The following is a 20749-nucleotide window of genomic DNA, read 5'->3' as shown; positions in this document are numbered from 1 at the left end:
GATCATCGGAATACTCCGGGTCGAGGCATGGAAGCTAGGTCGCAGTTCGGCGACTCCGCTTCGACGGAGTACCCAGTCATTCGGTTCCCACCGTTTCCGCGGCGGTCTTTTCCGGTACGTCGGACTCGTCGGCGCCGGCCCGGGTGGTCTGCCAGTGCCGGAGCAGCGGCAGCAGCCGGGCCCGGCCGCGGGCGCAACGGCTCTTCACCGTACCGGGTGCGCAGCCCAGGATGGCGGCGGCTTCCTCGATCGAGTAGCCCTCCATGTCGACGAGGACGAGAGCGCTGCGCTGGTCCTCGTTGATCTGCTTGAGCGCGTTGAGCACGTCCAGCCGCCGCTCGCGGACTTCGGCCGGGTCCTCCTCGGCCGGACCGGCCAGCTCGGCGGCGCGGTCCTCGTCCTCCGGCAGCGGGTCGGCGGCCCGGACCTGGCGGCGGCGGATCCGGTCCAGGCAGGCGTTCACGACGATCCGGTGCAGCCAGGTGGTCACCTTGGCATCGCCGCGGAACGAGTCGGCCCGGCGGAACGCCGAGATGAACGCCTCCTGCAGCGCGTCGGCGGCCTCCTCGGGCTCGCCCAGGGTCCGGATGGCGACCGCCCACATCCGGTCCCGGTGCCGCCGGACCAGGTGCCCGAACGTGTCGGGGTTGCCGGCCACGTGCAGCCGGAGCAGCTCGTGGTCGTCCATCTGGTCGTAGCTCACCGGCCCAGCATGCCCTTCCTGCTGGGCCACGGGGTCTGCCGCGCCGATCCGGGTGACATCAGGCGAGGTCATTTCTGGATTGTGACTTCCGAGATCTCACCGCGGTAGCCATTTCCGGCCTTCGGAAGCTTGGTCAGCCAGACCAGCACGTACTGGGTCTCGGTCGGCTTCGACAGCGTCAGCATCGCGTTCCCGGCGGGCTGGTCCTCCTGCGTCGCGACGGAGGTCCAGCCGCTCAAGCCACTCGGCGACTTGGTCGTGTCACCCTTCGGCACCATGATCTCCAGGTCGGTCCCGTCACCCTTGAGTGCGACCGCCACCTTGGACACGGTCGTCGGCGCGCCCAGGTTGTAGATGATCCCGACGCCGTCCTTGAGGCCGCCCAGGTTCGGCTTGTTCCGGTACGTCATGGTGTCCCAAGTCGTGTCCGGCTTGCCGTCGAACGTGTTGCGCACGTCCTCCGGGTGCTCCGCCTTGTCGCCCTCCGGGTCGAAGTCCTTGCCGCTGACGATCTTGATCGGCCCGGCGGTGGCCGGCGGCGGCGCACTGCTCTGCGGCGCGGTGGACTTCCCGGCGTCGTCCGAGTCGCCGCCGGACCCGTCGTTCAGGCCGCCCTTGAGCAGGAACTGGGCCATCGCGATCACCGACAGCAGCGCCAGTACGGCGAGCAGGATCAGGATCCGGCCACCCCAGGAGCCCTTCGGCTTCGGCTCGTCCCGGCGCCGGTGACCGTTGCCGTTCGGCGGTGGTGGCGTCTGGCGGCGGACCGGACGGGTCTCGGTCGGAGCCTGGTACGCCGACTGCGCCTGCTGACCGTTGGACTGGTACGGCGGGGGCGTCGGGGCCAACGCGGGCGGCGTCGGCGGCACGACCTGAGTGGCGTCGTCGATGCTGCCGTTCTGCCGGGCGATCGCGACGGTCTCGTCCATCTGGCTCGGCGGCTCGTGCGAGCTGCCGACGACGCCGGACAATGCAGCGGACAGGCCGGCCGCGCTGGTGATCGGCGGCGCGTGGTGCCGCGGCGGGTCGCTGAGCAGCCGATCGCTGATGTCGTCGAGCGACCGCGGCACACCCGCTCGCACCTGGCGCGGGCTCAGCAGTCGGCCGTGCTCCACCGGAGCGGGCTGCAGACCCCAGGCGGGCGCGGGACCTGGCCAGCGACCAGTAAGCGAGGCATAGAGCAGCTCGCCGAGGGCGTAGACGTCCTGCTCGGGCGAACCCGGGCCGGTCGAACGCAACGCCGCCTCGGTGGCGAGGCCGACGACCTTGATCGCTCCGGCGTCGGTGACCACGACGGTCGCCGGGCTGATGGAGCCGTGAGCGTGGCCGGTGCGGTGCAGGTTCTCCAGCGCTTCGGATACCTCGCGGGCCAGCCAGCCGGCCTGCTGGCCGGTCAGCGGTCCGCTACTGAGCATCCGCTCGAGCGGGCGGCCGCCGGCCCACTCCCGGACGCAGTACGTGACGCCGTCGTGCATGTCGCAGTCGAGCACCCGCAGGAACCGCGGGTCGGCCGCCGCGGCAGCGCGCCGGGCGGCGTCGAAGAGCAGGTTGGTCCGCGGGTCACCGACCGGCAGGACGTCGACCACGACGGCCCGGCTCAGCACCTCGTCCACTGCGCGCCAGACCCGTGCCCCGTCGATCTCCGCGAGCAACTCGGCGATCCGGTACCGGCCGGCGAGCAGGGCACCAGGACTGACAGTCTGGTTCGACACGTGTCTCTCGCCCTCTCCTTGGTGCCCGGCAGCCTGATCGCAGCCCCCATGCTAGTGCCCCCGTCAGCTACTGAGGTGTGCACGAGTGCACAAGCGGATCGGTTCAGCGGCGACCGGGGAGTTTCGATGTGACCAGCGACACCACGTCGTTGACCTCGTGGATGCGCAGTACCCGGGAGATTCCGGCGTACACCGGAAGCATCACGATCGCCGCGACCGCGAGTTGAAGAAGCGCACCCACCGGTCCGGACCAGTCGACGACCGAGTTCAGCAGCCAGAGCGCACCCCGTCCGACTCCTACCGCGAGTACCGCGGCGATCACCATGGCGAGCAACGGTAGCCCGATCCCCGCGCCGTGCACCCGCGGGACCTTGCGGCGCAGGACCGGGCGGGAGATCAGTACGGCGACCAGGTAAGCGAGCGCGTACGCCGCACCGAGCACGACACCGCTGAACCGGAGATTCTCCGCGCTCAGCACCACCCGCACCCCGACCACGGCGGCCGTGATGTTCGTCGCTGCGATCACGCACTGCAGGAAGAACGGTGTCCGGGTGTCCTCGTACGCGTAGAAGGTGCGCAGCTGGAAGTACTGAATGGTGAAGGGCACGAGGCCCAGCGCCAGCGTCATCAGTGTGTACGACATCAGCGTCAGGTTGTTCTTACCGGAGCCGTACCCGGCGATCACCGTGACGATCGGGTAGGCGAACGCGATCATCGCGGCAGCCGCCGGCACTACGATCGCCAGCGTCTGCCGGGTCGACCGCGCCGCGAGCCGGCTCACTTCCGTGACCTCACCGTCGGCCGCGTACGCCGACATCTGGGGCAGCGCTGCCGTCGCCAGCGACACCGTCACGATGCCGTGCGGCACCAGGATGATCAGCATCGCCGTGCTGTACGCGAACAGACCGGCCTTCGCCCCCACGTCGTCCGAGGCAGTACCTGCGATGGCCAGCCGTGTGACGACCACCAGCGTCACCTGGTTGACCGCGACGAACAGCACGGTCCAGATGCCGAGCCGCGCGGTGTGCCCCAACCCGGTGCCCCGCAGCCCGAACTTCGGCCGGTACAGGTGCCCGCTCGCCGCCAGATAAGGCAACAGCACCAGCAGCTGTACGGCGATGCCCACCGTGTGGCCGAGCCCGAGCAGCAGCTCCTCGCCCTGGCTGTAGGTCGGCGGGTTGTCGCCGGTGCGGTAGATCAGCAGGAACACCACGATCGACGCGCAGGCGACGACGTTGTTCGCGATCGGCGCCCACATCATCGGGCCGAACCGGCGCCGCGCGTTCAGCACCTGGCCGACCAGCACGAACGCGCCGTAGAAGAAGATCTGTGGCAGGCAGAGCCGGACGAACATCACCATCGACGCCCGCTCGGACGCGTTCGACGGGTCCTTCAGCTCCTCCGGCATGTACAGGTTGGCGATGGCCGGCGCGAGCAGCACGCACCCGACCGTCACCACGGCGAGCACGACGAAACCGAAGGTGAGCACCCGGTTGGTGAAGTCCTGGCCGCCGTCGTCATGGTTCTTGATCGCCCGGACCAGTTGCGGCACCAGCACGGTGTTGAAGACACCGCCGGCCAGCAGGATGTACAGGCTGTTCGGAATGGTGTTCGCGGCGGTGAAGATGTCGTTGCGCAGCGCGGAACCGATGGCGGCCGCGAGCAGCGCGATCCGGACGAATCCGAGCAGGCGGGACAGCACCGTTCCGGCTGCCATCACCGCCGCGGATCGCAGGGTGCGGTCAGCCATCCTTCGAACCGACTCCTTCTTTCAGGGAGGCGTCCGCCGCGGTCTCGGGGACGGTGTCCGGCACACCGCCGGCAGGCGGCTCGGCCGAGTTCACCGGGCCGGTGCCGGGCTCCGGCTCGGGGTCGATCGGCGCGGGGTGCAGCGGGTCGGCAGTCGCCCCGGCGGCCGGCGCCGGGTTGCGGCGCTCGGTCCGGATCCGCCGGTAGATGCGGACGAACGACGTACCGAACAGCAGGGCGCAGGCGGCGCCGACCAGGATCCAGCCGACACTGCCGTACTGCGCGGCCTCGATCACCAGCTCCTGGGACGGGCCGACCGCGCGCCCGGACGCGGTGACCACCTGGGCGTTCGCCCGGATGACACCGTTCTGCTCCGCACTCGCCTCGATCAGGTACGTCGCCTTGCCACGCGGCGGCAGCACCTTCGTCTGCAGCGGCTTGATCCGCAGGTCGGTCCGGTTCGCCGGCGTCACCTGGATGCCGACCCGGATCGACTCGTCCAGCTGGTTCGAGATGGTCAGCGGGAAGGTGCCCTTGCTGCCGGCCAGGTTGACCTTGATCACCTTGTGCTGGTCCTGCTCGCTGGAGTTGACCAGCTCCACCTTGGCCAGCTGCTGGTTGACCGAGCCGGTCTCGATCGCGGTGAACTGCCGCGCCTCGTCGGCGGATCCGCGCCAGCCGTTGGACGCCGAGCGCAGCCGTGCGCGCTGGATGTTCTCGTCCAGGTTGTCCTGGTCGGTCAGCAGGTTCCGCAGGGTCAGGGTGGCGTCGTTGAGCCGCTTCACGGCGTCGACCTGGCCATTGGTGAGCGACGGGTTCGCCCGGGGTGCGGTCGGCGCCTTGGTGATCAGCGGCTTCGTCGTGGCCGCGACGATCTGGTTGACGTCGGTGGTGGTGATCCACGGCAGCGAGAGGTTGCCGGCGATCGCCGCCGTCGCGTTGCCGTCGGCGTCCCAGCCCCGTGGCGGCAGCACGACCACCGACACCGGCGTCGTGCCGCCGGTGGCCAGCAGCGCGGTCTCGGCGGCGAACCGTTGCCGGACCTGCAGCGGGCTCTCGGCCGTGCCCGGGTCCGGGCCACCGGAGGTGAGGGCCGAGTTCGCGATGAGGGTGCGGGCCTCTTTCTTCGGTCCCTCCGGCGTGAGCACGGTGTAGACCGGCGACGGGCTCAGGGTCGGCCGTTCGGCGCTCGCCCAGGCCGAGCTGCCGACCAGGTTCAGGTCGGTGTCCCGGGACCCGCGGAAGCCGGACGAGGCCGCGGCCAGGTACCGGCTGCGCGCCGAGCCGTTCTCCAACCACAAGCCGTTGGTGAAGGCCGCCGGCACGGTCGAACCCGGTGGCGCGAGGTTGTACTCCTCGCTCTCGGCCCGGGCTTCGCCGACGATCTTGCTCACCGCGTCCTGGTCCGCCGGGTCGCTGGCGTCGATCAGGCTGGCCACGTCCGGGTCGCCGTACGGGAGCAGGACCACTTGGTTGCCCCGGACCCGGCTGGCGTCGAACTCCTTCAGCCAGGAGGCGACCACCGACTGGCCGGTGCCCGGCGTGGTCTGGTTGTCGTCGCCGACGACGACGTACCCGTCCTCGATCCGGCGGGCCTCGTCGAGCATCGCGGGGTCTACCAGCCAGGTGACCTTGTGCGTTCTGCCGAGGGCGAGCAGTCGGCCGAGCGGGCCGTTCGGCGCCATCGACTGGGCCAGCGAGTCGTTTGCGAACCTGGTGCCACCCAGTTGGGTCGGGCGATGGCGCAACGGAATGACCAGGGCGGTGTTCACCTTGCGGGTCGCCGGTTCGGTGCCGATCACCGGCATCAGCGTCCGGGCCCGGCCGGCGGTCATCCGCTCCTTGTTGTCCTCGTCCGGCTGCCCGCGGAACACGACTCCAACCACGTAGACACCGGTGTGCTTGCTGACCTGCCACTCGCTCCAGGGCACCGTCAGGGTGAATTCCACCGACGCCTTTGGGGCCAGCGGTGCGCCGAACTGCTGGAAGGTGCCGGACTCGAACGTAGTCATCCGCTCACAGCTGTCCAGCTCGCTCGTCGGCACATCCTGCTCGGTCGGGACAGCGGCGATGTCGGCGTTGGTGGCCAGCCGTTTGCGGTCGATGCACGCCAGCGCCTGCGGGTCCCGGAACGTCGTGTCGCTGGTGTTCGTGACCCGGCCCTTGATCACCACTTCCTGGCCGGGAGACGGTGCGACCGGGCCGAACGAGTCGATGGTGACGTCGACCACCGGGTTCTCGTCCGGCGCCGCCGACGAGGGCGCCGTACCGAGAACCGCTGCCGACGCAGCGATCAGCAGGCCCGCAACCGCCGCAGCGGAGAGCCTCAGTCGCCGTCTCAACACGCCGTCACCGTAACCTAGTTTCCCGTGTCACCATTCGCCGACCAGTCAGCCTCCGCCGGATCGTTGTCCGCCGTCCAGCAACGAGCGGTCCGGACCCTGCTGCAGATCGCACCGGTGGTCGACGAGCTCGGTGCCCGCTTCGTCGGCGCCGGGCACGAGATCGCCCTGGTCGGAGGCCCGGTCCGGGACATTCTCCTCGGCCGGGGGAGCAAGGACCTGGACTTCGCCACCTCCGCGCACCCCGACGTGATCGAACGGTTGCTGTCCGGCTGGGCGGACCACATCTGGGACATCGGTAAGGCCTTCGGAACGATCGGTTGCCGCAAGGGCGACTGGGTGCTGGAGATCACGACATACAGGTCGGAGTCCTACGATCCCACCTCGCGCAAGCCGGAGGTCTCGTACGGCGACAGCCTCGAGGGCGACCTGTCCCGGCGCGACTTCGCGATGAACGCGATGGCGGTGCGGCTCCCGGAGCACACCTTCGTCGACCCGTACGGCGGGATCGAGGACGTCGCCGCCCGCCGGATCCGGACCCCGGGCACCCCCGAGGACTCGTTCTCCGACGACCCGCTGCGGATGATGCGGGCGGCCCGGTTCGCCGCCCAGCTCGGGTTCACCCCGGACCCCGCGGTGGTGGCCGCGATGACCGCGATGGCCGAGCGGATCACGATCGTGTCGGCGGAGCGGATCCGCGACGAGCTGATCAAGCTGGTCATCTCCGACCACCCGCGGATCGGTCTGGACCTGCTGGTGTCGACCGGCTTGGCCGACCACGTGCTGCCTGAGCTGCCCGCGCTCAAGCTGGAGCGGGACGAGCACCACCGGCACAAGGACGTGTACCAGCACTCACTCACCGTCCTCGATCAGGCCATCGACCTCGAATCACGTCTCGATGGTCCGACGCCCGATTTCGTCGTTCGGTTCGCCGCGCTGATCCACGACATCGGAAAACCGAAGACCCGCCGGTTCGAGGACGGCGGCAAGGTGACGTTCCACCACCACGACGTGGTCGGCGCGAAGCTGGCCCGGAAGCGAATGAGGGCGCTCCGGTTCAGCAACGACCAGATCGACCAGGTCGGCAAGCTCGTCGAGCTGCACCTGCGGTTCCACGGCTACGGCACCGGCGAGTGGACGGACTCCGCCGTACGGCGCTATGTCCGCGACGCCGGCGACGAGCTCGACCGCCTGCACATCCTGACCCGCGCCGACTGCACCACGCGCAACCGGCGCAAGGCCGAGGCGCTCCGGGCCGCGTACGACGACCTCGAGGCCCGGATCGAGCGATTGAAGGAGCAGGAGGAGCTCGACTCGCTGCGCCCCGATCTGGACGGCAACCAGATCATGGAGATCCTCGGCATCCCGCCGGGACGCGAGGTCGGCCAGGCGTACAAGTTCCTGATGGACCTCCGCCTCGACCAGGGGCCCGTCGGCGCAGAGCGCGCTCGCGAAGAACTCGTCAAGTGGTGGAACGAGCGCAGTTAGATCTCCTGCGCCGGGACCGCCTCGTAGGCCTTGGCGATCACCGCTGCCGAGACTGCGTGCTCGCCGTACGTCGTCGTGCCCTGGTCGGTCGTGATCGCGGCGACAGGTAGGGCCGGGTCGATCGAGTTCGTCAGGTAGGCGGCGTCGTACGTCGGCAGATCGGTGAGCGGGACGCTGGTAGTTGTATAGGTATCGAGGCCGCGTTGCAGGACCTGCTGGCGGATGCCGGGGAGGACCGGGGCGGACGGGAAGACGATGCTGGTGCCGCGGGCGAAGCAGATGTTCCAGATCGAGGCTTCGGAGATCTCGCCGGACGCGGTGTGGAACACGGCGTCGTCGTACCCGGCGAGCTCTGCCTGGCGGCCGTAGTAGATGAGGTCGAAGGTGCCGGTGTGCTTGAGGTGCGGGACGGCGCGCTCGTGCCGGAACGCGCGGAGTCGCACGGGTTGGGTGCCGGGATCGACAGGTGGACTCACTCGGACGAGCAGTTGGAGCTCGGTCGTGGCGAAGACGTTGACGCGGAGGGAGAGGTCGCCGGTGCCGGCGTGGTCGAGGGCGGCGCGCAGGTCGGCGCGGACCCGATCGGCGGCGAGCGGTAGGCCGAAGACCTCGCGAGAACTGCGGTCGAGGCGTTCGAAGTGCAGATCCAGACCGTCCACCCGGCCGTCGCGGACCTGCAGCGAGCTGAAGTGCCCGTAGCTCGTTGCTCGCAGCAACTCGGGGTCGATGGTCAGCAGCGGTTCTCCGTTGAGCAGCAGCGCATCGTTCACCGCCCCAGTCTGATCTACGCTCGCGCTGTGGACGTCTTGAGCATCATCGGGTGGGGCGGATCCGCACTGGTCGTCTGGTCCCTGCTGCAGAGCCGGATCCTGCGGCTGCGGCTGCTGAACCTGATCGGCTGCGTGATCCTGGTCGGCTTCAACGCGGCGATCGGCGTCTGGCCGATGGTCGGCATGAACGCGGTCCTGGCCGTGATCAACATGGTGCATCTCTGGCGGCTGCTCCGGCACCGACACGACGAGGCGGAGTACAAGGTTCTCGAGGTCGGCTCCGGTGACGCCTACCTCGGTCACGTCCTGGCCCAGCACCAGAAGGACATCAGCCGTTTCAACCCCGGCTTCACCCAGAGCGACAGCCCGTACGCCTTCCTGGTGCAGCACGGCGACCGCACCGTCGGCGTCGTCCTCGCCCACGACGCCGGCGACGGCCGCGCCCAGATCGACCTCGACTACGTCGTCCCGAAGTACCGCGACTTCACCCCCGGGGAATTCGTCTACCGCCGCAGCGACGTCTTCACCGACCACGGCTTCCACCAGGTCCTGGCCCCACCCAACATGCGCGACTCCACCCCCTACCTCACCAAACTCGGCTTCCACCCCGACGGCCCCCACCTCGTCCTGAACCTCCCGAGAGCCTGATGCATGTTTGATAACTACATTTATAATAAGTACACTTATCAAGCATGCAGAAGCCAGCTTCGATCTTCGCCCGCGATTTCGAGTGGGCGAACCTTGCGCAGTTCGCGACGACAGTCGCGGACTACCCCCGCCTGGGGGTTGTCAGCGGACGTCGGAGGCAGGGCAAGACCTACCTGATCGAGGCGCTCGCCGACCTCACCGGCGGCCTGTACTTCGGCGCGACCGAGGCGACCGAGACCGAGTCGCTCAGCCTCTTCGGGGCAGCCCTGGGCGACCATCTCGGTCAGCCGTCCCCACCGCGCTTCGACACCTGGGACGAGGCGGTCCGCTTCCTCTTCGCGGTGGATCCGGCCAAAGGCCCGTTCGTCATCGACGAGTTCCCGTACCTGAGCAAGGTCTCACCGGCGCTGCCGTCGATCTTCCAGCGCGAGATCGATCGCGCCGCGTCGGCCGGCCGGCGGACCAACCTGCTGTTGTGCGGATCGGCGATGTCGGTGATGGGTCGCCTGCTGTCGGGGACCGCGCCGCTGCGCGGCAGGGCCAATCTGGAGATGGTCATCAGGCCGTTCGACTATTGGCTGGCCAAACAGTTCTGGGAGATAGACGACCCGCGGCTGGCCGTGCTCGTTCACTCTGTCGTCGGCGGCACTCCTGCGTACCGCCGCTTCGCCGCGGACGACAGCCCACAGTCCGTCGACGACTTCGACGACTGGGTTGTGCGGACCGCGCTGAACCCGGTCCGCCCCCTCCTCAGGGAGGCGCGCTACCTGCTAGAGGAGGAGATGCAGGTGCGGGACAGCGCGCTGTACCACTCGGTCCTCGCTGCGGTTGCCGCAGGCAACAGGACGCGTGGCGGCATCGCGAACTTCGTCGGTCGGAAGTCGACCGATATCGGGCACCACCTGGTGGTTCTCGAGGACAGTGGTCTGCTGCGCATCCAGCCGGACATCTTTCGCGCGGGCCGTGCCATCTACCAGGTCGCGGAACCGCTGGTCACCTTCTATCAGGTCGTGATGCGCTCGCAGTGGGGCGCTCTGGAGAGCGGACGGGCGCAGACCGTCTGGGCGGCCGCCAAGACGAAGTACTGGTCCCAGGTCATCGGTCCGCACTACGAGCAGCTCTGCCGGGACTTCGCCTTGTGGGCGCCACCCGAGCTCTTCGGTGAGCTACCCGGCGAGATCGGCGCCGGCGTGGTCGCGGACAGAGCCCGACGGGGCCAGATCGAGGTCGACGTGGTGGTGATGGCCGCGGGACTGCCGGGGCAGCGGCGCAAGATTCTGTCGCTCGGTGAAGCGAAATGGGGTGAGGTCATGGGCCGCCGTCATGTCGAGCGGCTCGAGCGGGCGCGGCAACTGCTGTCCCGTGACTATGACACCTCGGAGACGATCCTTGCCTGTTACAGCGGCGCCGGGTTCGAACCGGACCTCGACCCGGCCGTCCTGACGATCGGTCTCGACGACTTGTATGCGGTCGCCCCCTAGGCCAGGTCCTTGGCGTAGCAGAGGGAGGCTGCTTCGTTTTCGAAGGGTGGGTACGGCGGGATCGAGGTGTAGCCGTGGTTGGTGTAGAGGGCTATGGCGGCGGTTTGGTGGGTGCCGGTTTCGAGGCGGAGACGGGTCAGGCCGGTGGCGCGTGCCTGGGACTCGACGGCGTCCAAGAGGACTCGGGAGAGGCCCCAGCCGCGGGCGGACGGGTCGACGTACATGCGCTTGATCTCGCCGAGGCTCGGGGCGACGGGTTGGAGGCCGACGCAGCCGACCGGGGTGCCTTCGAGCAGGAGCATGGTGAAGGAGATGTCCGGGTGGAGTGCGACCAGCGGCTGGTCCTCGCCGTACATCGCGGCCAGCTCGGCCTGCTGGGCGGTCGTCAGCGCCACCAGGGCGGGGTCGGTACTGGGAACCGTGCGCAGTTCCATTCCCTCGATCAGCTCCACCGTCATGCTTCCAGACGGTAGCAATCGGGCATGACGCTCCTGTTTCGTCTTTCTCTCCTGGGCTGTGGACAACAGTGAGGCAACCCACCGCAACCAGTTGGTCGCGCTCAGCTCTTCCACAATTCATCATTACCGCTCAGTATTTTCGCCATGACCCTGACCCGGAGAACCGTCCTAGGCACTCTCGGAGCCGTCGGCGCAGCAGCCGCCGTACCGGTCCAGGCACACGCGGGTACGCCGGTACTGCGGAAGGCCGCCGATGCGTCGGCCACGTTGGTCGCCGGCGCGACGTTCCCGGAAGGGATCATGGCCGGCGTCCCGCGGACGGACGGCGCCACCTTGTGGACCCGAGTCCCGCGCGGGCTGTTCGAGGGGGACGCCGAGTTGGCCGTGGTCGTGTCCAAGAACCGCGACCTCAGCAGTCCGGCAATCGTCGAGACCGTGATCGCGGCGAAGCAGTGGGACGGCTGCGTGCACTTCCAGGCGACCGGGCTCGCCGCCGGCGCGGAGTACTTCTACCAGTTCCGCGGCAAGGACACCGTCTCCCCGGTCGGCCGGTTCCAGACCCTGCGTCCGGCGGACTCGAACGAGCCGGTGCGGATCGGGTTCTTCACCTGCCAGGGCTTCACCGAGGGGTACTACGCCACCCACCGGCACCTCGCTCAGGAGGATCTCGACCTGGTCGTGTGCCTCGGCGACTACGTGTACGAGGCGACCGTTCCCGGGGTCCGCGGCATCGACCTGAACCTCTATCCACAGGTGCTGTCGACGATGCGGGCGAAGTACACGTTCTACCGCAGTGACGCGAACCTCCGGGCGATGCATGCGCAGCACGCGTTCCTGCCGCTGTGGGACGACCACGAGTTCCGCAACAACTACAGCAAGGACAACTGGTCGCTGCCCGAGCCGTTCTTCGAGGAGAAGCGCAGCGCGGCCTGGCACACCTGGTTCGAGCGGATGCCGGTCCCGCGGTACGCCGGCGACCTGACGCGGACCTACCGCTCGCTACGGCTCGGCCGGACTGTGGAGTTGTTTGCCATCGACAACCGGCAGTACAAGGACGACCAGCCCTGCGACGACGGCGGCAGCATCGTCTGCGAGGCGGCCGACGCGTCCGGCCGGAGCATGCTCGGCGCGGCGCAGAAGACGTGGCTGGAGAACGGACTGCGCGGCTCCGGCGCCCGCTGGAAGGTGCTCGCCAACCCGAACATGATGATGGGCATGGTCACCGGACCCGCCGGTGAGCGCGCCTTCATGGACACCTGGGACGGGTACGGCGCCGAGCGGACCGAACTGCTGTCCCTGGCCGCCGACCGGGTCTCCGACCTCGTGGTCGTCACCGGCGACGACCACGACACCTTCGCCGGCGAGCTGTGGAGCACCGGCTTCGCACCTGGCAGTCCGGGCAACCCCGCCGGCACGAAGCGGTCCGGTGTGGAGTTCGTCGTACCGTCGGTGTCCTCGACGAACACCGGCGACCTCAAGGGGGCGGCTGGCGCGCGGACCGAGGAGCAGAAGCGGCTGCAGTACAACCCGCATCTCAAGCTGATCGACATGCGGCAGCACGGGTACGGCGTACTCGAAGTGACGAGCGACGAGGCGAAGCTGTCCTACCGCGCAGTGGACAAGCTCCGCCCCGACGCTCCGGTGGCGACGAGCTACCAGGCCCGGACGGCGCGCGGCAGCTCGCGGATCGAGGTCTGACTCACCGGTAGAGGCGCAGGTCGGCCAGGCTCCACCAGTGGTCGCTGGTGGCTGTCGAGGTCACTCGCATGTACCTCGCCTTGGTCGGCGGGAGCTCGACTGTGGTGAGCTGCCCGGTCGAGCTTCCGGTCACTGGCGTGGACCAGTGCACGCCGTCGTTGCTGGTAGCAACCTGCCAGGTGGCGGCGTAGTCGCCGAGGTGACCGCCGCTGTCCAGCGCGACCTCACGGAAGTGACGCGCCGACCCGAGGTCGACCTGCAGCCACTGGCCGGCGGCCTGCGCCTGCTTGCTCTGCCAGACCGTCGATCCGTCCGCATCGATCGCCAACCCGGCCTCGGCCGAGTTCACGGACGCGGTCGCGGTTGCGCCGTCCAGCGAAACTGGCTGGGGTGTCGACGCATTGAGGTCCCAGGTGAAGGTCGCGACCGCACCGCCAGGCAGCTCGTAGTCGAAGTGTTTGTCGCCGAGCGCGACGGCGAACTGTCGCGGGTCGTCGTTCTCGTTGTGTACGACGAGCGCCGTCGAGCCGTCGCGGTTGCGGAAGGCAACGGACATCAGTTGCCCGTTCCACCCGGTCGTGCCGTACGACGTGCTCCCGATCCGGACCGCACCCGGCCGGACGAACTTCGACAGGTGGCCGATCGTGTAGTACTCGGCGTCGGTGCTGACCGTCCCGTCCGGGTGCAGCGTGACCAGACCGGTGCAGGTGTCGCAGCCGCCGAGGTGCGGGCCGCCGGTGGAGTCGAGCGCGATGTTCCAGTTCACCACCGACTTCGCCCAGTTCCGGGTGGTGCCGATCATCAGGTTGCGCGCGTGCCAGGTCAGGGTGCCGCGGAAGATCTGCGGCGGGGTGTCGTTCGGTCCGTGCGAGCCGGAGCACTCGGTGAACCAGATGCCCTTCGACGGGAACGCGTTGTGCAGGTCGGTCTGCTTGGACGGATCGCCGGAGTAGCAGTGGTACGCCGTACCCGCGATCCACTTCGCGGCCTCACTACGCAGGAGCTTGTACGGGTAGCCGGTCTCCGGGTCCTCGCCGGGCGGGGTCGATGCGATGTCGCCGGGGTGCGTGGTCCAGTTGTGGTCGTAGCCGAGGATCTTGGTCCGCGGGCTGGCCGCGCGCAGCTTGGGACCTAGCGCAGAGATGACCGCTGCCTCGGCGCGGACTGGCATGTCCGTGCCCGGGTAGGCGCTGGGCTTGCGGTTCTGCGGCTCGTTCTGGACCGAGATGAAGTCGATCGGCACACCGGCCTTGGCGTAAGCCTGCACGAACTTCACCAGGTAGCGCGCATAGGCGTCGTACACGGCCGGGTCGTCCTTCAGCCGGCCGCCGACCAGGGAGTCGCCGTCCTTCATCCAGGCGGGTGGGCTCCACGGCGTGGCCATCACTTTGAGGGCGGGGTTGAGCTGCTTGGCTCGGCGCAGCAGCGGGAGGATCTGCTGCTGGTCGTGCGCGATGCTGAAGTGCTTCAGCGCGAAGTCGGTCTGGCCGGCGGGCACGTCGTCGTACGTGTAGTGCTCGGCCTCGGCGGTGAAGTCGGACGAGCCGACCGGCTGGCGCAGAAAGCTGACGCCGATGCCCTGCTTCGGGTCGAACAGCGACCGCATCGTCTCGTCCCGGTCGGCCGGGCTCAGCTGGTAGAGCACGTTGGCCGACGAGTCGGTGATCGAGGCGCCGAAGCCGTCGACGGTCTGGTACGACGTCCGCGGGTCGACCGTGATCGTCGTACGGTCGCTCGCTCCTCGCTGGAAGGTGACCGGGGCGCGTTCGTGCAGTAGCTCGGCGCGGTCCGGAGTGGTGACCCAGACGCGGGCCTGGTCGGTTGATTGGTGCGGCTGCGCCTGGGCGGCGGGACCGGTCAGCGAACCGGTGGCGAGCGCCAGGGCGGCGGCGATTGCCGGTGTTCTCATCGCACTCCTCGGAGTTGAAACAAAGTGCAACAAACAGCGCCAGGAAACGCTGGGTGCTGAGGTCTGTCAATGGCCAGGAGCGTGGGCTTAGAGTGCTGAGCGTGAAACAAGGCGATGTAACAAATGCGTAGGGATCGGGTGACCGTCCGGGAGGTCGCGGCGGCGACCGGGGTGTCGATCGCGACGGTCTCCCGGGTGCTCAACCAGCAGGGCAGCGTGGCGCCGGAGACTCGGGAGCTGGTCGAGCGCGCAGTCTCGGAGCTGGGACTGCGGGCGCCGAGTCCGCGCGGAGGTACTGCAAAACCCGTCGACGGAGCCGTCTACGTGCGGTGCCCGTACGTGCTGACCGACTACTTCGGGCTGATCGTGTCGTCGATCGCGGAGACGCTGGATCGGCACGGGCGACAGGTCATCCTGAACGCGGGCGAGGCGGCTGCGCAGGACGCGGTGTTGTCGCGGTTGCCGGCTCAGCGTGGGGTCGGTGGGGCGATCCTGATCCTGCCGCCGGAGCCGGCCGAGGAGGTCGTGCGGTTGCGGGCGCGGCGGTTCCCGTTCGTGGTGGTGGATCCGCGGACGACGCTGCCGCGGGACGTCCCGTCGGTGTCGGCGGCGCATCACTCCGGCGCGCGGCAGGTCACCGCGCACCTCACGTCACTCGGTCACACCCGCATCGGCGTGATCGGCGGACCCCGCGAATGGCTCGCTGCCGACGCCCGCCTGAGCGGTCACTCCGCAGCCCTCGCCGACGCCGGCATCCTCCCCGACCCCGCGTTGACCCGCCACGTAGAACCAACAGTCGAACAAGGCCGCCGAGCCGCCGCGGAACTCCTGTCCCTCACCCCACGCCCCACCGCTTTGGTCGCCTTCAACGACAAGACCGCCCTAGGCGCCCTACACGCCGCCGCCGACCGCGGCCTCGCCGTCCCCCGCGACCTTTCAATCACCGGCTTCGACGACATAGACCTGGGCCAAGCCACCACCCCCCAACTCACCACAGTCCGCCAACCCCTCCAGGAAATGGGCCGCATGGCAGTAAGCCTCCTGACCCGCCTCCTGGACCGCCACCAACTAGAAGCCCTCCACATAGAACTAGCCACCGAACTGGTAATCCGAGGCACCACCAGCCACCCCCGCTGACCCAACCCCACCCCACCGCACCCCACCCCCAACCCCCGCCCCACCGCTCCGGCAGCCAACCGCCGTACGAGGGGATAACCGCGCGCGTGGTGCCTTCTCCCCTCGTACACCAGGGGAGAAGGCAACACTCCAGCGGATATCCCCTCGAAGACCGGCGGAGCAGACGCGGCCACCGGTGCTGCAACGGCCGGTCAACTAACACCTCCCACCCGCGTTGACCGCGGGTGGGAGGTGCTTGGGGAGGGGTGGGATGTGGTCTGGGGTTACAGCTTGCGGAGGGCTTCGAGGGCGGCGAGGGCGTGGTCGACCAGTTCTTCGTCGGTGGTGGGGCGGTCTTGTTCGGGGAGGCCGGACCACTCGATGGCCAGGTCTTCGACGTAGGCGAACCACGCGTGGACGGTCATACGTTCGGGGGACGCCGGTTGGGAGGCGACCTCGGGAGAGCCGATCAGGTTGAGGACGCGGGTGGCGAGGCCGGCGCGGGTGTCGGCGTACACCTGGACCACGTAGTCGTCGCCGCCGGCCGCGCCGCGGACGAAGGAGATGTAGGCCGCGCGCCGCCGGGCGATGAACGCCACGAAGGACAGCAGCATCTGCCGGAGCTGCTCCGGTGGCGGCAACGACTCGTCCGGCTTGGTGACGCGCAGCAGCCGGCGACCCGCGGCCTCGATGACCGCGACGTAGTAGTCCCGCTTGCTCGGGAAGTAGTGGAACAGCAGGCCGCGCGAGATCCCCGCCTGACCCGCGACCGCGTCGATCGACAGTTCGTGGATCGGCTGGGTCCGCAACATCATCAGGCCGATTCGGACCAGTTGCTTGCGGCGATCTTCCGCAGTCCAGCGCTGACTCACGCTATTGAGCGTTGCTTAGACGCTGCGCTACGGTCAAGGCAACTGAGGGGAGTCTGATGGAGTTCGAACATTCCGCCCGTGCGAACGACCTCATCGCCCGGGTCGGCGAGTTCATCAGGACCGAGATCGAGCCGGTCGAGGCCGAGGTTCACGCCGCTCCCCGCGCCGCCGGTGACCCGTGGCAGCCGCAGCCCGTGATGAAGGAACTGCAGGCGAAAGCCCGCAAACAAGGACTCTGGAACCTCTTCCTCCCGGTGGCCGAACCAGGCAACGAGCAGTACGGCGACGGCCTGTCGAACGTGGACTACGCCCCGATCGCCGAGCTGACCGGCCGTTCGTTCCTGGCGCCGTACGTCTTCAACTGCAACGCGCCCGACACCGGCAACATGGAAGTCCTGCTCCGCTACGGCACCCCCGAGCAGAAGAAGCAGTGGCTGGAACCGTTGCTCGACGGCGCGATCCGGTCCGCGTTCTGCATGACCGAGCCGGGAGTCGCCTCCTCCGACGCGACCAATATGGCCGCGACCGCGATCCTCGACGGCGACGAGGTCGTCATCAACGGCCGCAAGTGGTGGAGCACCGGCGTCGGCCACCCGGACTGCGAGCTGCTCATCTTCATGGGCCGCACCGACCCCGACGCAGAGCGGTACGCACGCCACACCATGGTGCTCGTCCCGCGCGACACCCCCGGCGTGAAGGTCGAGCGCCTGCTCCCGACGATGCACCAGTACGACGAACCCCACGGCCACGGCGAGGTGTCGTTCACCGACGTCCGGGTGCCGGCGAGCAACATCCTGGTCGGCCTAGGTCGCGCCTTCGAGATCGCTCAGGGTCGACTCGGTCCGGGACGGGTGCACCACTGCATGCGGTTGATCGGGCTGGCCGAGAAGTCGCTCGAGCTCGCGCTGCAGCGTGGCACCAGCCGGACCGCGTTCGGCAAGCCGCTGGTGAACCTCGGCGGCAACCGGGAGCGGATCGCGGACGCCCGGATCGCGATCAACCAAGCCCGGTTGCTCGTGCTGCAGACGGCGTACCTGCTGGACACCAAGGGACTCGCCGGCGCGCTGAGCGAAGTGAGCCAGATCAAGGTCGCGGTGCCGCGGATGGCGCAGGACGTGATCGACATGGCGATCCAGTTGCATGGCGGCGGTGGGCTGTCTGACGACTTCCCGCTCGCGGCCGCGTGGACGAGTGCGCGGGCGTTGCGGCTCGCGGACGGGCCTGACGAGGTGCATCGCAATGTGGTGGCCAAGCTCGAGCTGGCTCCGTATCTGACGCAGTACCAGGAGGCCAAGTGAGCCGTGTCCTCGTCACCGGCGGCGCCAGCGGACTGGGCGCCGCTCTGGTGGCCCGGTTCGTTGCCGAAGGCCACCAGGTGCTCAGCACCGACATGTCGGTGGACAGTCCGGACGACGGGGCGTCGTACCTGAAGCTCGATGTGCGCAGCCCGGAGGACTGGGCCAAGGCGGTCGAGTGGTGCGAGCAGAACTGGGGCGGCCTCGACATCCTGGTCAACAACGCCGGGATCGCTACCGGCGGCCGGATCGACGTCGAGTCGCTGGACGAGTGGGACCGGGTCGTCGACATCAACCTGATGGGCGTGGTCCGCGGCTGTCGCGCGTTCACGCCGATGTTCAAGCGGCAGCGGGCCGGCCACATCGTGAACACCGCGTCCGCCGCCGGCCTCGTGCATCCGCCGATGATGAGCTCGTACAACACGGTCAAGGCCGGAGTCGTCGCGCTGTCGGAGACCCTGTCGCACGAGCTGCACCCGTACGACGTGACCGTCTCGGTGGTCTGCCCGTCGTTCTTCCGGACCAACCTCGGCGACTCGATCCAGGGCCAGGACACCGCGATGGGCGCGACCGCGCGGCAGCTGATCGAGAAGTCGCCGCGCTCGGCCGACGACATCGCGGCCGGGGTGATCGCCGGGATCAAGAAGAAGCAGTTCCTGATCATCCCGGACCGGCCGGCGCTGATGGCGTGGCGGACCAAGCGGTTCGCCCGGCCGCTGTACGACCGGCAGATGCGCAAGATCGCCGCCCGGGCCCGCGAGCGTGCCGAGTCCGGTAATGGGTGATGGCGCCCGTGCGGTTCGCGCCGAGGACGCCTTCGACGTACCAGTGGTGGACGGCTGGCTTCGGCAACGGACCGATTTGCCGCCCGGCCTGCCGGAGGTCAAGCAGTTCTCCGGCGGCGCCTCCAACCTGACCTACCTCCTGCAGTACGACGGCCACGACCTGATCCTGCGCCGGCCACCGGCCGGGACGAAGGCGAAGAGCGCCCACGACATGGGCCGCGAGTACCGGATCCAGGCGAGCCTGAAGCCGGTGTTCCCGTACGTGCCCGAGATGGTTGCCCACTGCACCGACACCGAGCTGATCGGCTCCGAGTTCTACGTGATGGAGCGAGTCGCCGGCACGATCCCGCGCCGGCAGGAGCTCGGCGTGGACCTCACTCCGGAGCAGACCCGGCAGCTCTGCTTCACGGTCTTCGACACTCTCGTCGATCTGCACCAGGTCGACGCCGACCAGGCCGGTCTCACCGACCTGGGTCGCGGCGAGGGGTACGTCGAACGCCAGGTCACCGGCTGGACCGAGCGCTACCGCAAGGCGAAGACCTGGAACGTGCCGAGTTACGAGCGGGTGATGGCGTGGCTGGCGGCGAACCAGCCGAAGGACGTCCGGACCTGCGTCATCCACAACGACTTCCGGCTCGACAACGTCGTACTCGCGCCGGACGATCCGTTGCAGGTGGTCGGCGTACTGGACTGGGAGTTGGCGACGCTCGGGGATCCGTTGATGGATCTCGGCAGCGCGCTCGCGTACTGGGTGCAGGCCGACGACGACTGGGCGTTCCGGCGGTTCCGGCTGCAGCCGTCCGACGTACCGGGGATGCCGTCGCGGGACGAGATCGTGCAGTGCTACACCGAGAAGTCGGGGCTGAAGCCGGGGAACTGGGCCTTCTACGAGGTGTTCGGCCTGTTCCGGCTGGCCGTGATCGCGCAGCAGATCTACTACCGCTACCACCACAAGCAGACCCGGAACCCGCGGTTCAAGAGCCTCTGGCTCCCGGTCAACCTGCTCGAGCGGCGCTGTCGCCGGATCATGAGGGGCTGAATGCCGACCATCTACCTGATCCGGCACGCGCAGGCGTCGTTCGGCAAGAGTGACTACGACCGGCTCTCGCCAACCGGCGAGCAGCAGGCGGCCGTGCTGGGCAAGGCGCTGGTCGCGCGTGGGGTGACGCCGGAGCTCGTGGTGTCCGGGTCGATGCGCCGGCACGCTCAGACGGCGGCGTTGGCCGGGTTCACCCCGGAGGTCGACAAGGGCTTCGACGAGTTCGACCACGAGGAGATCATCGTGGCGCACAAGCCTGCCTACCGGCGGCGTGCGGTGATGCTGGCCGATCTCGCCCGGACCGGTCATCCCGGTCGTGCCTTCCAGCAGATGTTCACCGCGGCGACCGAGCGCTGGACGCTGGGCGGTGACGGCTACACCGAGACGTTCACCGCTTTCTGTGACCGGTCCGAGGCAGCGGTACGGCGTACCGCGGAGCGACTCGGCAAGGGTGAGACGGCGGTGGTGTTCACGTCCGGCGGGCCGATCGCCGCCGTGGTGAGCAGGCTGGTCTCCGGCGGCGACGGCGTGTGGTCCAAGCTGAACCCGGTCACGATCAACACCGCGATCACCAAGGTCGTGTCCGGCCGCAGCGGGCTCACCGTGGTCAGCTACAACGAACACGGCCACCTCGACGGGACCGAGTTGCTCTCCTGCAGATAGACCGAGTTGCTCTCCTACAGA

At 68.7% G+C, this 20749-nt stretch carries 17 protein-coding genes; 9 read left to right on the top strand and 8 right to left on the bottom strand.

Translation table 11 applies throughout. The features are described 5' to 3' along the window. Positions 1 to 76 precede the first annotated feature (76 nt). From sigM to ACIBL3_RS02845, 4 genes are all read right to left on the bottom strand, one after another. Positions 77 to 775 (bottom strand): RNA polymerase sigma factor SigM, encoded by a 699-nt coding sequence (gene sigM, locus ACIBL3_RS02860; protein ID WP_396351447.1) that lies wholly within the window; start codon positions 773 to 775, stop codon positions 77 to 79. Further along, positions 772 to 2415 carry a protein kinase family protein gene (locus ACIBL3_RS02855; RefSeq protein WP_396351446.1) on the bottom strand — a complete coding sequence of 548 codons (1644 nt, stop codon included), beginning with the start codon at positions 2413 to 2415 and terminating at the stop codon, positions 772 to 774. Before ACIBL3_RS02855 ends, sigM begins: the two co-directional genes overlap by 4 nt. Positions 2416 to 2518: 103 nt before the next feature. Beyond that, entirely contained in the window at positions 2519 to 4165 is a 1647-nt protein-coding gene (gene murJ / locus ACIBL3_RS02850) for a murein biosynthesis integral membrane protein MurJ (protein ID WP_396351445.1), read from the bottom strand. Then, a complete protein-coding gene (locus ACIBL3_RS02845) occupies positions 4158 to 6509 on the bottom strand; it encodes a hypothetical protein (protein WP_396351444.1) in 2352 nt (783 codons plus the stop codon). The genes murJ and ACIBL3_RS02845 overlap by 8 nt, the downstream gene beginning before the upstream one ends. A gap of 24 nt (positions 6510 to 6533) precedes the next feature. On the opposite strand from ACIBL3_RS02845, the gene ACIBL3_RS02840 reads away from it, so the two are divergent. Then, positions 6534 to 7994 (top strand): CCA tRNA nucleotidyltransferase, encoded by a 1461-nt coding sequence (locus ACIBL3_RS02840; protein WP_396351443.1) that lies wholly within the window; start codon positions 6534 to 6536, stop codon positions 7992 to 7994. Here the strand turns inward: ACIBL3_RS02840 and ACIBL3_RS02835 are convergent. After that, positions 7991 to 8764, bottom strand: a complete 774-nt coding sequence (locus tag ACIBL3_RS02835) for an aminotransferase class IV (protein ID WP_396351442.1) — start codon at positions 8762 to 8764, stop codon at positions 7991 to 7993. The two genes, ACIBL3_RS02840 and ACIBL3_RS02835, sit on opposite strands and share 4 nt — an antisense overlap. Positions 8765 to 8791: 27 nt before the next feature. Here ACIBL3_RS02835 and ACIBL3_RS02830 point away from each other — a divergent pair, with 27 nt between their 5' ends. Next, complete coding sequence (locus tag ACIBL3_RS02830) at positions 8792 to 9412, top strand: hypothetical protein (RefSeq protein WP_396351441.1); 621 nt, start codon at positions 8792 to 8794, stop codon at positions 9410 to 9412. Between the two features lie 44 nt (positions 9413 to 9456). Beyond that, on the top strand, positions 9457 to 10893 hold the full coding sequence (locus ACIBL3_RS02825; protein ID WP_396351440.1) for an ATP-binding protein: 1437 nt from the start codon (positions 9457 to 9459) through the stop codon (positions 10891 to 10893). Here ACIBL3_RS02825 and ACIBL3_RS02820 read toward each other — a convergent pair. Beyond that, positions 10890 to 11351, bottom strand: coding sequence for a GNAT family N-acetyltransferase (locus tag ACIBL3_RS02820; protein ID WP_396351439.1), 462 nt, complete (start codon positions 11349 to 11351; stop codon positions 10890 to 10892). The genes ACIBL3_RS02825 and ACIBL3_RS02820 overlap by 4 nt on opposite strands. A gap of 144 nt (positions 11352 to 11495) precedes the next feature. Here ACIBL3_RS02820 and ACIBL3_RS02815 point away from each other — a divergent pair, with 144 nt between their 5' ends. After that, a complete protein-coding gene (locus ACIBL3_RS02815; protein WP_396351438.1) occupies positions 11496 to 13049 on the top strand; it encodes an alkaline phosphatase D family protein in 1554 nt (517 codons plus the stop codon). Position 13050: 1 nt separating this feature from the next. Here ACIBL3_RS02815 and ACIBL3_RS02810 read toward each other — a convergent pair whose 3' ends face one another. Then, a complete protein-coding gene (locus tag ACIBL3_RS02810) occupies positions 13051 to 14958 on the bottom strand; it encodes a discoidin domain-containing protein (RefSeq protein WP_396351437.1) in 1908 nt (635 codons plus the stop codon). Positions 14959 to 15081: 123 nt separating this feature from the next. On the opposite strand from ACIBL3_RS02810, the gene ACIBL3_RS02805 reads away from it, so the two are divergent. Then, positions 15082 to 16095: a LacI family DNA-binding transcriptional regulator gene (locus ACIBL3_RS02805; protein WP_396351436.1), complete on the top strand. Its 1014-nt coding sequence runs from the start codon at positions 15082 to 15084 to the stop codon at positions 16093 to 16095. Positions 16096 to 16358: 263 nt separating this feature from the next. Here the strand turns inward: ACIBL3_RS02805 and ACIBL3_RS02800 are convergent, their stop codons facing one another. Continuing rightward, positions 16359 to 16946 (bottom strand): TetR/AcrR family transcriptional regulator, encoded by a 588-nt coding sequence (locus ACIBL3_RS02800; RefSeq protein ID WP_396351435.1) that lies wholly within the window; start codon positions 16944 to 16946, stop codon positions 16359 to 16361. A 56-nt stretch (positions 16947 to 17002) separates the two neighbouring features. Here ACIBL3_RS02800 and ACIBL3_RS02795 point away from each other — a divergent pair, with 56 nt between their 5' ends. From ACIBL3_RS02795 to ACIBL3_RS02780, 4 genes are read left to right on the top strand one after another with little or no spacing between them, the layout of a single operon-like run. Then, positions 17003 to 18244 carry an acyl-CoA dehydrogenase family protein gene (locus tag ACIBL3_RS02795; protein WP_396351434.1) on the top strand — a complete coding sequence of 414 codons (1242 nt, stop codon included), beginning with the start codon at positions 17003 to 17005 and terminating at the stop codon, positions 18242 to 18244. Beyond that, a complete protein-coding gene (locus tag ACIBL3_RS02790; protein WP_396351433.1) occupies positions 18241 to 19026 on the top strand; it encodes an SDR family NAD(P)-dependent oxidoreductase in 786 nt (261 codons plus the stop codon). The genes ACIBL3_RS02795 and ACIBL3_RS02790 overlap by 4 nt, the downstream gene beginning before the upstream one ends. Further along, positions 19019 to 20065 (top strand): phosphotransferase family protein, encoded by a 1047-nt coding sequence (locus ACIBL3_RS02785; protein ID WP_396351432.1) that lies wholly within the window; start codon positions 19019 to 19021, stop codon positions 20063 to 20065. The genes ACIBL3_RS02790 and ACIBL3_RS02785 overlap by 8 nt, the downstream gene beginning before the upstream one ends. Further along, a complete protein-coding gene (locus ACIBL3_RS02780) occupies positions 20066 to 20728 on the top strand; it encodes a histidine phosphatase family protein (RefSeq protein ID WP_396351431.1) in 663 nt (220 codons plus the stop codon). The last annotated feature ends 21 nt before the right edge of the window (positions 20729 to 20749 follow it).

The organism is Kribbella sp. NPDC050124, assembly GCF_044460355.1.
Lineage (GTDB): Bacteria > Actinomycetota > Actinomycetes > Propionibacteriales > Kribbellaceae > Kribbella.
Note: the sequence above shows the minus strand (reverse complement) of the source record. Positions and strands in the feature narration are given on the sequence as shown.